The organism is Saccharothrix isguenensis, from assembly GCF_052936305.1.
Map to the genome: position 1 here is coordinate 1,756,289 of NZ_CP193626.1, position 13,196 is coordinate 1,769,484.

Annotated in this window: 7 protein-coding genes; 3 read left to right on the forward strand and 4 right to left on the reverse strand. The window is 69.4% G+C overall.

Annotation, left to right across the window (positions count from 1 at the left end):
- Positions 1-75 precede the first annotated feature (75 nt).
- Positions 76-2,505: a hypothetical protein gene (locus ACRAKI_RS08590; RefSeq protein ID WP_447006515.1), complete on the reverse strand. Its 2,430-nt coding sequence runs from the start codon at positions 2,503-2,505 to the stop codon at positions 76-78.
- Between the two features lie 459 nt (positions 2,506-2,964).
- On the opposite strand from ACRAKI_RS08590, the gene ACRAKI_RS08595 reads away from it, so the two are divergent.
- Positions 2,965-3,702, forward strand: a complete 738-nt coding sequence (locus ACRAKI_RS08595; RefSeq protein WP_447006516.1) for an arylamine N-acetyltransferase family protein — start codon at positions 2,965-2,967, stop codon at positions 3,700-3,702.
- On the opposite strand, the gene ACRAKI_RS08600 is transcribed toward ACRAKI_RS08595, so the two are convergent.
- Positions 3,695-4,450 carry a DUF72 domain-containing protein gene (locus tag ACRAKI_RS08600; protein ID WP_447006517.1) on the reverse strand — a complete coding sequence of 252 codons (756 nt, stop codon included), beginning with the start codon at positions 4,448-4,450 and terminating at the stop codon, positions 3,695-3,697. The genes ACRAKI_RS08595 and ACRAKI_RS08600 overlap by 8 nt on opposite strands.
- On the opposite strand from ACRAKI_RS08600, the gene ACRAKI_RS08605 reads away from it, so the two are divergent.
- Entirely contained in the window at positions 4,439-5,026 is a 588-nt protein-coding gene (locus ACRAKI_RS08605) for a YbaB/EbfC family nucleoid-associated protein (RefSeq protein WP_447006518.1), read from the forward strand. The two genes, ACRAKI_RS08600 and ACRAKI_RS08605, sit on opposite strands and share 12 nt — an antisense overlap.
- A gap of 208 nt (positions 5,027-5,234) precedes the next feature.
- Here ACRAKI_RS08605 and ACRAKI_RS08610 read toward each other — a convergent pair whose 3' ends face one another.
- Positions 5,235-5,684 carry a hypothetical protein gene (locus tag ACRAKI_RS08610; protein WP_447006519.1) on the reverse strand — a complete coding sequence of 150 codons (450 nt, stop codon included), beginning with the start codon at positions 5,682-5,684 and terminating at the stop codon, positions 5,235-5,237.
- A 232-nt stretch (positions 5,685-5,916) separates the two neighbouring features.
- Entirely contained in the window at positions 5,917-7,803 is a 1,887-nt protein-coding gene (locus tag ACRAKI_RS08615) for a DNA/RNA helicase domain-containing protein (RefSeq protein ID WP_447006520.1), read from the reverse strand.
- Between the two features lie 259 nt (positions 7,804-8,062).
- Between ACRAKI_RS08615 and ACRAKI_RS08620 the strand changes: the two genes are divergently transcribed.
- On the forward strand, positions 8,063-13,114 hold the full coding sequence (locus tag ACRAKI_RS08620) for an AAA domain-containing protein (RefSeq protein ID WP_447006521.1): 5,052 nt from the start codon (positions 8,063-8,065) through the stop codon (positions 13,112-13,114).
- Positions 13,115-13,196: the final 82 nt, after the last annotated feature.

A 13,196-nucleotide genomic window follows, 5' to 3' on the forward strand; every position in this document is an offset into this window, starting at 1 on the left:
TGGCGATCCTCCGGGCGACCCTTCGAAGGGTCGCCCGGCAAGTCGGATGCGGCTCCTCCCGCAGGCCAGCGTGATTCACCCCGGTTCGATGATGTGCACGCGGCCCTCGCCCACGCCGGAGACGTTGGGCTTGAGACCGTCGTAGTTGAACTCCGGGTCTCGGAGGCAGGCCAGAACCTGGGAGACGTCCCAATGGGGAACGCGGGTCGTGTAGTGGTGCGCGTTCGCAATCGCCTGTGCGGCCATCCCGAACGCGTTGGCGCCCGCGATCGACTCGCTCTGCGCCGCGGTGCCGGCCAATCCTGTCACCCACACATCCGCCCACGGGTAGTCGGCCAGGACACCCGATCCCGCCACGACCACCCCGCCGGGACCGGAGATCATCCGGATCGGTCGTCCCACGCGCTCGTTGCACGCCTTCAGACTCGCGCCGATCGAGAGCAGCTTCAGCAATTGGTCGCCGCGGTTCGCGATGACCGGCACGACGGTGTCAGCCTCGGCGCACAGTCGCTTCACATCCTCGCTCTTCAGCGTGGGTTCCGTCGAGCCGTTCCCCGCGGGTACCTCTTTCGCCACGACGTCCTTCTCCTCCGAGCCGATGTCCCGTGCGTTCAGCTCGGTCCGCATTTCGTTGCTGAAGTACGTGTCATCGGGGTCGTAGACCACCGCAGCGCCCAGGGGCACGGGTTGAGCTTTCACCCATTTCGCGATTTCCTCGGCGAACGCCGCGTTGAACGGCGACGACAGGAACATGTTGGGGCTGGCGGTCATACCGCTGCCGTACATCGCCGCGCCGATCACCGGGATGCCGCTGAGGCTGCCCACGGCGTCCAGCGCCTGCGGTCTGCTCTGCGAGATACCGATGACGGCGGCCAGTTCGCCACGTCCGGCCCGCCTGCGGTCCGCGATCCGCTCGGCCACCCAGTGACCGTCCGTGAACCGGTCGCCGCTGTTGGCGAGCACCAGCTTCACCGGCACCTTCCCGTCGTCGCTGTCGGCCAGGTGGTTGTGCTCCTTCTGCTTGTCCACCACGCCTTGCAACTGCCAGATCGCGTTGGGCGGGGCCGTGCTCTCCGCCTGGTCGGCTCGGGTGAGAGGGCCGAAGAAGACCACGGTCCGGTAGTAGCGCGGATCGCCCTGCCGATCCTTCAGCTTGTCCACGGCGCTGTTGTTCTCGACCACCTGCCGTTCGAGGACGGCGAGATCCGGCACGCGCCCGTTGGTGACGATCCTGCCGCTGACGAAGCTGCACCCCGCTTCGATGACACCGACACGCTCGCCGGAGGCGTTGATCCTCGTGTCGGAGCAGCCACCCAGCAGGTACTGGTACGCGCCGAAACCGACCGCGCCGGCCAGCAGCGCGATCACGACGGCCAACGGCACAACCGCCGACAGACCCGGCACCTGCGGTGTGACGCGGACGTGCGACTCCACCCATATCCTGACGGCCGGGTTCACCTCCGCGGCCTTCTCCCCCGCCACCGGTAACCGGACCGCCAGGTACGGCGGCTGCGGCAGCGCGGTCGGCTCTCCGTTGACGAACCGGTCCAGGATGCGCGCCGCGGTCGGCACGTCGTGCGCGGCGCCGGCCACGCGGGCGGTGTGCTCGGGGTCCAGTGTTCCTACGATCAGCAACGGGGCAGGGTCGAGGCCCTTCATCTGCTCGGCGAACTGGTCGAGCAGCGCCGAGGTGAACGGCTGGCTGCCGTCGAGCAGCAGGATCGGCGTCCAACGGCGGCGACGGCGGTGCGGTGATATCCGGCCAGGACGCACCAGGTCGGACAGGTCCTCCAGGATCGCCGCGACCAGGACCTGGCGGCGCAGGTTGTCGAGGCTGTCCTGACCCAGACCGCCGACGGGCAGCAGCGACAACGCCTGAGAGGCGAAATCACCCGTGCCACCGGTAGCGCTCTTCACCCGGTCGCGAAGCCACCGCGTCGAGCCGCCGTTGAGCTTCCGCGTCAACAGCCATTTGAGCGGACCGCTCAGTATCGCGGTGAGCAACGTGCCGACCAGCTGGACCGGCAACTCCGCCTCGCTCATCCTGCGGGTCCAGCTCAACAGGGCGTTGTTGCTCTCCCAACGCTGGTACAGCAACGTGAGGAGCTTGTTCTTCTGCGTCGCCCTGGACGCGGCACCGATGTCCACGCCGACTTCCAGGACATCCTGGACCAGGTCGAACCTCCTGGTTCTCCAGTTCCTACCCGCACCGCGGGGAATGCGGTCCTTCAACTTCTGCACCAGCAGGTCGAGCAGCGCCTCGCACGGCGACAACCCGCTTTTCGCGGCCTTCTCCACGAGCTTTCGGTCCGCGTACGCGTGCGGCACGAGGTCACTGTCGTCCGAACCGGACAACCGGGCCTTGAGAGCGTCGAGGAAGTCGGTGTTCCCAGTCTGATCGGCCGACGTCGCCACGACCACCAAGGAGGGCAGCGTGGGCTTGCCGCACGTCACGTCGTCGAGCAGAGAGGCCAACTTGTCCATGCCGTCGACCGGTGGAAGCATTCAAACCTCCGGGAAGTATTATTGTCAAGCAGTTCACTGTATCGATCTTAAAAATAATTACGCTGTGAATCGTCCGCGCGGCACAGTGTGGAAGCAGAGCCGCAGTAATGCGGTCCCGATGTTGCGGAGTGCTCGGGGCGTCCCGGGTGGCGTCGCCCTTGTCGATCATGAAAGGGTGTCGGGGGTTGTCCTCCGATTGTCGCCATCATCGCGGACGTGTTACCGGTCGCATCTCCCGCGTTCCCGTTCCGTTACCGTTCGGCGAACTCGCCGTCGGCGAGTGTGAGCGGTGATCGCTTGACGGGCGAATGGCGAAATGCCCCTTCTGCCGGAATTCGCCGGAGTGCGCGACCCGGATCCGCCCACCATGAGAACCCGGTCGCGGAACTCAAGCGATGCGAACGGCGGGCGCGACGACCGCCTTGACTTCCACCGCACTCGAGGTTGCAGGTTGTGGGCATGGACGACCGAACGCTCGACGCCTACCTGACCCGGATCGGCGCCACGCGCACCAGCACCCTCACCGAGCTGCACGAACTGCACCTCGCCGCCGTTCCGTTCGAGAACCTGAGCATCCACCTCGGCGAGCCGATCGTGCTCGACGAGGACCTGCTGGTGGACAAGATCGTCAACCGACGTCGAGGCGGCTTCTGCTACGAGCTCAACGGCGCGTTCGCGGCGCTGCTCACCGCGCTGGGATACGACGTGCGGATGTTGTCCGCCAAGGTGTTCAACGACGGCGCCTTCGGCCCGCCGTTCGACCACATGGCGTTGCGCGTCGGTGATCTGCTGGTCGACGTCGGCTTCGGCCGGTTCACCTTGCGGCCGTTGAGCATCGTCAGCCGTGACGGGCAGCACGATCCCGCCGGCGTGTTCCGGCTGGTCGACACGCCGGAAGGTGACGTGGACGTGCTGTGCGACGACGTCCCCCAGTACCGCTTCGAAACTCGTCCACGCGCGTTGGACGAGTTCCGCGCCACGTGCTGGTACCAGCAGACGTCGCCGACGTCGCCGTTCCTGCGCGGCGCGACGTGCTCGTTGTCGACGCCGACCGGGCGGGTCACCATCGCGGGCAACAAGTTGATCACCACGACAGACAAGGCGAAGCACGTCGAGGAGTTGGACGACGACGCCTTGCTCGACGCCTACGCCAAGCACTTCGGCATCGTGCTGGACCGCGTGCCCCGGCTCAGTTGAGCAGTGACGCCAAGGCGACGGCGTCGTGCGGCGCCGCGCCGCGCATGGTGTTGTCGAAGTACACGAACACGTCCCGGTCCGCCGACCACTCGCGGATCCGAGCGGCCCAGTGGTCGAGGGCGGCGTCGGAGTAGGCGCTGACGTAGACGTCCGGGTCGCCGTGTAATCGCACGTAGACGAAGTCGGCGGTCAGGGTCGCGGGTTCCGGCCACCGGCCCCCGGAGTCGGCGACCACGAGGGACACCCCGGCCGACGTCAACTGGTCGACCAGGTCGGGGTTGTCCCAGCCGGGGTGCCGGATCTCCAGCGCGTGCCGCACGGGCGGGCCCGGCAGCAGGTCCAGGAACGCCGCCAGCCGCTCTGGCCGCCACGGCGGGGTCGGCGGCAGCTGCCACAGAACCGGGCCGAGCTTGTGCCCCAGGTCCAGGACGCCGGAGGCGAAGAAGTCGGACACCTCCTTGCCGACGTCCCGTAATCGCTTGGTGTGGGTGATCTCGCGATGCCCCTTCACGGCGAACACGAAGTCGTCGGGTGTGCGCTCGAACCACGACTTGTAGTCCGTCGGCTTGCGCAGCCCGTAGAACGAGCCGTTGATCTCCACCGTGTCGAGCCGTCTGGACAGGAATTGAAGTTCGAGGCGCTGCTGCAACCCTCTTGGGTAGAAATCGCAGCGCCACTCGGGATAACGCCAGCCCGATGTGCCGATTCTGATACCCACAGTGACGGAAGTGCCCGTATGGGTGACCATCGAAACGTCCACCGGGTCGAGGGGATGCGGCAGCGTGCCGACAAGCTCCAGGCGCTGCGCGCCGAGGTCGAGCGGATCCGGGTCACCGAGACCAGCGCGTACGGCGCTGTGGTGGTGACCGTCGACTCCAACGGCTCACCGGTGGACATCCGCTTCGACCGGGCGAGCGCGGTGCGGCCGGAAGACCTGGGGCTGTTGGTGATGGCGTGCTTGCGCGCGGCACGCGCCCGCATCACCGCGCATGTCCAAGCCGTGACCGAGGAAACCGTGGGCGGCGACCTGCCGGACACGCGGCGAATGGTCGTGGACAGCTACCGCGAGCGCTTCGGCGAGGCGGCGGCGCCGCCTCGGCGTACGACGCGCGACGACGACGATTTCGTGCGTACGACAGGATCGAACGCTGGTACGAGAACGCCTACCAGTCGATTCGGGGATCCGACGACGTCGCCGGGCACGTGGCCGACGTGCGGCGCGCGGACGGCAGCACCGGGTTCAGCCGTGCCGAGATCGAGCAGATCAAGAACCACGTGTTCGAGGACCTGCAGCCGTTGGAAGGGCAGGACGGCGGCACGGTGATGGCGCGGTTCGACCCGAGCCCCGACAGCCTAGGCGTGGCTGCGGCTGCGGTCCGGTCGGGCGCTGCCGGAAGACGCGGCGCTGCTTGAGCACGAACTGGCCGAGGCGCGATACTGGCAGCAGAACCCGAACGCCTCGTACAAGGAGGCCCACGCCGCGGCGAACGAAGTGTCGCGGTGTGAGAACTTGAACGGCTGGCGCACCAGAGCTAGAACCCGGCGCCGTCCAACGCCCCCGTCACCACCCGTTCCACCCGTGCCTGCTGGGGATCGCGCGCCAACGCCTCGGTGCACGGGCAGTGTGCCAAGTCGTTGCCGCACAGGTACACACCGAGCACCCGAAGGCTGCGCGCCGTCTGACGCAACCGCGCCGCGCCGCGCAGTCGGACGTGCCCGTAGACGGCCTTCGCCAGCTGGTAAGGGGCTCCGGGGCCGAGGTCGACGCACGCCTGGCTGTCGAACTCCTCCGCCACGCACGCGATGGGACGGCAGCCGCACGCCCGTGCCGATCGCAGCAGCCGTTGGTCGAGCTTCGCCACCAGGCGTCTGGCCACCTCGTCCCGCCAAGCCCGGTCGGCGCGCAGGAACACCGCCAACTCGTCGAGCCGCACGGGATCCGGTCGCGGCCGGGCGCGTGCTCTTCGCCGATGTGAGGTCATGCCACCAAGGTCGGGTGTCCGGAACCATCGTGGGTGCCGCTCACCCGGCTGCGCGGTGAACGCACTCGTGTGAACCAACGATCCGAACGCACAGAGACACCACTGCACCGGAGCGCATGAACGCTCGGGCGGCCCGTCGGTCGGACACCGCACCCAGTCCAACTCGTGCTGCGTAGCGCCGACTGATGGTGCGACGCACCGACCTGGTCTGGTGGGCGCAGGTCGGAGGCGCTCAGCGCGCCGTTTCCTCCAGGTAGTCCTGTGTCTCCGGGTCGGTCGAGTAGACGCAAACCCCACGCATTCCGCGAGTGAGCAGCACTTTGTAGGTGTTCCTGATCAAAGCGTGGAAGTTCGCGTCCGCAGCCTTCTTCACCGCCGGGTCGTGGGAGCACTCACGACGAGCCACCCAGCGGCCATCCCGCCGGACGAAGTCGGGGCCGAAGATTACACCCGCCCAGTCGTACTCGAAGCCCTGCGCCGTGTACACGCAGCCGACCTGGCCGAAGCCACGCTCGTCGCTCGCCCAGTAGTGCGACTCGGGTGCGTCCGGGACCCGCTTGTCGGGCTTCGCGTTCCATGGGCGTCGCCACTCGCCGATCTGAACGTCCGGCACGAGGACCTTGGTGCCGTTCACCGTGGTGGGGTCGCTCCACTTCCAGCAGTACCCGGCGGCGAGGCGAGCTGTGCCGCCGAACCGCGCCTGCTGTGCCAGCAGCCAATCCTCGACCTCGACCGGCGTGGAGGCCGCGTGCACGACGAAATCCTCGTCATCGCGCGTCACGATGTCCGACCAGGCGGTCGCCGGGCGTCGGCCGATGTCCAGCAGACCGGCTGCCCACGCGTCGAAGAACTCCGACCCGCCACACCGGTACTGGCCTGCCAGGTGCACGATCTCCACCTTGCACCCGAGCGCGCGGGCCGCGTCCGCGATCTCTCGCTCGGAGCCCATCTCACCGGGACGGACGACCTGGTGCTCGTCCAACAGGAAGACAGGCACCGACGCGGCGTCGATCAACTCGGTGACCTGTCGGCGTGCTCGTTGTCGCGCTTCGGCCTTGGTGTACCGGTTGACGCTGGTCTCGCGAACGCGGTGCGCTTCGTCGCAGATCAACACGTCCAGGCCACGTGGCTCGGCGTCCATGAAGTTGTTGAAATACTTGAACATGGTCTTCACCCGAGGCGCGCGTTTCCCGGCAATCTTGCGCAGCGTGTTCGTGAACGCGCTGGAGCCGGTGGCGTGATAGACCCGCCGGTTCGACCGGGCCAGTTCGCCGAGCAGGCTCAGCGCGATGACGCTCTTGCCCGAGCCCGGCCCGCCGAGCACGATGACCACGGTCTGAGTGCGGTCGGTCCGTGCGCGCTCGACGGCTTGCATGACGAGGCTGTAGGCCACCTGCTGCTCGTCGATCAGCACGAACTGCTCGCGGTCCTGGATCTCGCGCGCAGCCAGCTGGAGCAGCGGTTTCGACGGGGCGTGCCTCGCGTTCAGCAGGTCTTCAGCGGCTCGGCCGGCCGCGTCCCTGGTCGTCGGGTCGGGGTCGAGCAGTGACCTGAGGCGGTCGGTCATCCGCGTTCGGGTGTCCATCGTGAAGAGGCGGCCGTAGTCGTCCATCTCGTACCGGGACAACCGCCAGACTCCGGATTCCAGCGCGTTGTGCAGGTACGCGAGACCGTGGACCGAGCCGGGCTGTTCGGCGAGTGAGGGCGTCGAGTCGACCAGGTACTCGCAGTACCTGCGCACCTGCTTGACGGGGTGCAGCACGGGCTCCGGGTAGTGCGGCACCTGTACCAGGTCGTCGCCCACAGGTTCGGCACTCGACCACTGCTTCAGCTCGACCAGCACGTAGGACGGCGTGCCGCGTCGCGGGTGCGTGCCGCACAGGATCACGTCCACCCGCTTCGGGCTGTGCGGCAGTTTGTGCTCCAGCAACACTTCGACGTGCCCGAGCCCGGCCTCGACCACGTCGGTCAGGAACGAGGGCAGGCTGTTCTGCCACGACCGCACCTCGGCCCGGCCGACTCCCGACTCGAACTGGATGCGGGCCTGCTCTTCCAGCACTGTGTGCAGCCGATCGGCCATGTCGAGCAAGTTCTGCGCACTGCGGCGCACAAGAGCCACCGGTTGATCCCCCACCTGGGCACGCGGAATACACGTGCGGGTGGGGGCAACGACGGAGGTGAACCCGGTGCCCGGCGGGCCGCATGCCGAGGTTAGCGCGACAAGAGATCAGGTGACGCACCGGTGCAAGCGCTGCAGGACGTGTCCAGCGGGTGAAGCGATACAACGATCCGGTGACGACCACTACCACCTGTGACGTTCACGGACGGGTCGACGATGCACCTGACGTACTGCTCCGGGATCAGGTGAGGACTGCTGCATGCGCGCTCCCGAGAACGACCCCGTGCTGCGCGACCGGGTCGCTCGGCTCATGGGGGTCCTGCGCCAGATCGCGGTGGCGAAGAACCGGCCGGTTCGCCAGGCGAACCAGTACCTCGACGCCCTATGGTTGTCACCCGCTCACGAACTCGGCCTCGTCCACGCCGCCCTGGAGCCAGGGGAGCAGGTCATCCGGGTGCCGAGGGTGCCGAACGAGCGGGAACCCGGTCCACCGCCGTCGTTGCGGAACTGGGTCGAGTGGGCCCGAGGCGGGGGCGACGACCTGCCGGAGCCGACGTTGAAGCAGCACGTCGAGGTCCTGAGAGGGCCCGTCGAGCAGACCGACCTCCCGCGCCTCGGACGGGAGTTCGCGTCCTGGATGCGGGTGTGGCGGCCGTGGGCGGAGCGCGAACGGGCCAGGCGACCGCGCAGGCGCCTGTACGAGAAGTTGTTCGAGCTCCAGCGTGAGGCCGTCGACCGGCCGGAGAGCGTCGAACTCGTCCTCTCGACAGGTCTCCTGCACGCACCCGGTGGTGAGGAGGGTGTGCACGTGCACCTCATCACCCAGCCGGTCGTCGTCGAGCAGGATGCGGCGACCGGCGACATGGTGTGCTCGCTGGCCGACGAGTCGGTGCCGAGGCTGGAGGCGGACGAACTGCTGTCCGGCCTGCCCCTGTTCGACCAGTCGAGCGGTCAGGTGATGCGCGACAGGCTGCGCGACGCCGTCCAGTCCGCCCTCGACCCGGCGGCGGAGGGGTTCCTGAAGGAGTGGTCCTCCCGGGCGCTGCTGATCGAGCACGTCGTCGACAACGGCTGGGACCGCCCCGCGGGGTCAGGCGCCCGGGTGGCGCTCGCGCCCGCCGTCGTGGCCCGCCGGCGCGGTGCGTTCGCGCTGAGGCAGTACTACGACACCATCACCAGGTCACTCGCGCGGGACGACACCCCCGTGCCGCTGGGACTGGCGCAGCTCGTCCAGGCGATCGAGCCGGAGGAGCGGCTGCGGTGGCTGGAGCGCACCGGGAGCACCGCCGCGGCGGTGCTGGCCGAGGAACCGTTGTTCCCGCTGCCGGCGAATGAGGAGCAAGCCCAGATCCTCGAACGGCTGGGCGGCGACAGCGGCGTGGTGGTGGAGGGTCCGCCGGGCACCGGTAAGACCCACACCATCGCGAACCTCGTCAGCGCGCTGCTCGCACGCGGCCAGCGGGTGCTCGTGACCAGTGAGAAAGCTCAGGCACTGCGGGTGCTGCGGGACAAGCTGCCGGAGTCCATGCGCGACCTGTGCGTGGCGCTCACCGACGCGTCCACCAAGGGCGACTCGGACTTGGCGCGCAGCGTCAACCAGCTGGCGGGGCGCAAGACCGACTTCAACCCGGCCAGGGCCGATCGGGAGATCGCCGACCTCGCCGCCCGCCGCCGTGACGCCCTGGTGAAACGCGCCGACCTGCTGGAACGCATCCGGGCACTGCGTGAGTCGGAGACCTACGCCCACCCGGAGATCGCGCCCGGCTACCGGGGCACGCTCACCGACATCGTCCGGACCGTCAACGCGGAGCAGGAGCACGCGTGGGTGCCGGGGCCGGCGTTGGGTCCGCTGCCGTTGAGCGAGGACGAGTTCGCCGAGCTGGCGGACCTCCTGCGGGATGAGACGCCGCAGCGGGTGTCCCGGCGCGGCCAGGTGTTCCCCGTGTCCGACGCGCTTCCGGACGCGGGCGTGGTCGACCGGTGCTGCGAGGCCGTCGCACGCGGTGACGCGGCCCGGGAGAGCGAGGCCGGCGGGCTCGTCCAGGTCCTGGGTGATCTGGACGGCGCCCGCCTGGCCCACCTGGGGCCGGCGTGCGCCGAGGTGTCCGAGGCGGTCGACGCCGTGCGGCGGCTGCCCGTGGACGCGGCGTGGGCGCTCTCGGTGGTCGACGGTGTGCTGACCGGCGGCGTGAGCCACCTGTGGGAGCGGGCGGCGCAGCAGCTCGGACGCGTCGAGGGGGCCGTCGCCGACGACCACGAGGCCGGGTTCGCGGACGTGCAGATCGCGGGCGCAGTCCTGCCGGGTCCGGCCGCCGAGGTGTTCCGCGCGTTCGCCGACTACCTCGAGGCGGGCGGTTCGCTGCGCAAGAAGCTGTTCCGCAGCGACGAGCAGAAGGCGGTGGCCGTCTACGACACGTCGGTCCTGGTCGACGGAGCTCCGGTGCGGACCGTCGAGCAGGCCCGGTCGGTGGCCGCGCACCTGCGCGTCCTGGAGACACACCGCGTGCTGGACGCCGCGTTCGCGCCGCTCGGCTTGACCCTCGCCGCGAACCCGCACCGCGGTGTGCTCGTGGAGCGGATGAGGCAGGTCAGGCAGGCGCACAGCGCGGTCAACCGGGTCGTCACCGCGTGTCGGCAGCTCGCCGGCCTGCTGCTGCCCATCCCCGTGGCGCACCGCCCGCGCATGGACTCCTTGGAGGCTGCCGAGGCGATCGCGCGTACCGCGCTCGCCGTGTCCGACGCCCGCGCCGCATCCCTGGCCGAGGTCGAACTGGAGGAGGCGGCGCGGCGCGTCCTGGACGCGAGCGCCGGTGAACGCCTCGCGCCCGAGGTCGAGGCGATCGCCGCGGCCCTGCGCGGGGCCGACGTACCCGCGTACCGCGACGCGGCGGCCGCCCTCGCCAGCGCCTGGGCCCAGTACCAGGCGCAGCTGCGCGCGGACGACCTGATGGGCCGCCTGACGAAGGCGAACCGGCAGCTCGCCCAGGAACTCCAGCGCTCCCGCGACGACCGGTCGTGGACGTCGCGGTCGGTGCACTGGCCGAGGGCGTGGGCACGTGCGTGCGCGCTGACGTGGGTGGAGCAGCAGGCGACGCCCGGCTTGGAACGCACCCTAGACGCCGAACTCGACGTGCAGGTGCAGGAGATCTCGCTGCTGACCGCGGAACTCGCGGCGGCCAAGGCGTGGTCGGCTTGCCTCGGCCGGATGACCGCCTTGCAGGTGCAGGCGTTGCAGAGCTACCGGTCGGCGAAGGCGGGCGAGGGCAAGGGCACCGGCAAGTACGCCGAGCGGTACCGCAGCTCCGCGCGTGAGGCGATGCTGGTGGCCCAGGCAGCCGTGCCCGCGTGGGTGATGCCGATCCAGCAGGTGCTGGCGTCGATCCCGCCGACGCAGGAGGCGTTCGACGTGGTCATCGTCGACGAGGCCAGCCAGGCGGAGCTGACCAGCACCTTCCTCCTGTGGCTGGCGCCGCGGGTCATCGTCGTCGGCGACGACAAGCAGTGCACCCCGTCGGAGGTGGCGTCCGGTTCGCTGGAGGAGATCTTCACCCGCATCGACACCGACCTGGCCGACATCCCGAACTACCTGCGCACCGAGTTCACGCCCCGCTCCAGCGTGTTCTCCATGCTGCGCACCAGGTTCGGGCAGGTGGTGCGACTGCGCGAGCACTTCCGGTGCATGCCGGAGATCGTCACGTGGTCGTCCAACGAGTTCTACCGCGACGCGCCGCTCGTGCCGGTGCGCCAGTTCGGGGCCGACCGGCTGCCGCCGCTGCGCACCACGTTCGTGCGCGGCGGCTACTCGGAGGGCGCGAACGCCCGGTTGGTCAACCGGCCGGAGGCCGAGGCCATCGCCGAGTCGGTGGCGGCGTGCCTGGACGACCCCGCCTACGACGGCAAGACGTTCGGGGTCGTGGTCCTCCAAGGGCAGTCGCAGGTCGAGCTGATCAAGCAGGAGCTGATCGACCGCATCACCCCCGCCCAGTGGGACGAGCGGCGGCTGCGCATCGGCACGCCACCGGACTTCCAGGGCGACGAGCGCAACGTCGTGTGGCTGTCGCTGGTGGTAGGACCGGAGCAGAACTTCGCGTCACTGACCCGTCGCGAGTTCCAGCAGCGGTTCAACGTGGCCGCTTCCCGCGCCCAGGACCAGCTGTGGCTGTTCCACTCCGTCACGACGGACCGGCTGCGGCCGGGCGACCTCCGGCACTCGCTGCTCACCTACATGAGCACGGCGGGCTCCGTGCCGGTGCCACCGATGCCCACCGCCGTCGACCCGGACCACCGCCACCAGGACTTCGACTCCCTGTTCGAGCAGCGCGTGTTCCTCGACATCACCGCGCGCGGCTACCACGTGACACCCCAGGTGGAGACCAACGGCAGGCGGATCGACCTGGTGGTCACCGGCGCGGCGGGCAAGCTGGCCGTGGAGTGCGACGGCGACGCGTTCCACTCCACACCGGAGCAACGGGTCGCCGACCTCCAGCGCGAGCAGGAGCTGAAGCGGTGCGGGTGGACGTTCTGGCGGATCCGCGAGTCCACTTACTACCTCGACCGCGTCGCCGCGCTCGTTCCGCTGTGGGAAACCCTGGACCGCCTCGGCATCGGGCCGATCGGCTCAGCCGTCACCGACGGCGCGCCGACGGCGACGGTGTGGACCCCGACGGCTCTCGCCCGCCCCCGGCCCGCCCACCTGGACATCGACCCCGACATCGGTGACCCGGAGTACCCGGACGACGACACCGCCGCCGAACCCGCGGACACCCCCGCCCGGGAACCCGTTGTGGCGAAGCCGGTCGTGGCGGAACCCGTTGTCGCGCGGCCGGCTCCGACGGAACCGGCCGTCGTGGAGCCGGTCGTCGCGGCAGCGGTTGTGGCGGAACCGGTGCCCACCAGCCGATACCTCGCGGGTGACTGGGTGCGCGTCCTCCTGGTCGAGGAGGCACGCCGCAGGCCGCTGCTGACCGAGGAGGTGTGCGACTTGCTGGGCGTCGACACGGCCTCCGCGCGGGAGGTGCTCGACGCACTGGTGGACAAGGGCGCGCTGCTCAGGTCGGGTAGTCCGCTCGGCGCCAGCTACCGCCCTCCGGAGCAGCACGAGGCGCCGGTCGGGGACAAGCCGGAGGACCCGAGGCTCGACGTGGTCCGGCGGTTGGCGAGCCGGGTCGGAGGTGTTGGCAACGCCGGGGTGCGAGACGCCCTCGGTATCAGTGCGGAAGAGGCCCAGTCGCTGCTCCGCGCCCTCTACGAAGCCGGACAAGTGGACCGGATCGGCTCGAAAGGGGCGCGTGTCTACCGGCGGAGGCGCTGATCCGCTCGTGACGGGTCGGTGCGGAGCGGTGCTGTGACGTTTTCGCGGTAACCACCGATGTGCTGTTGGAGTCGGCGTTGGA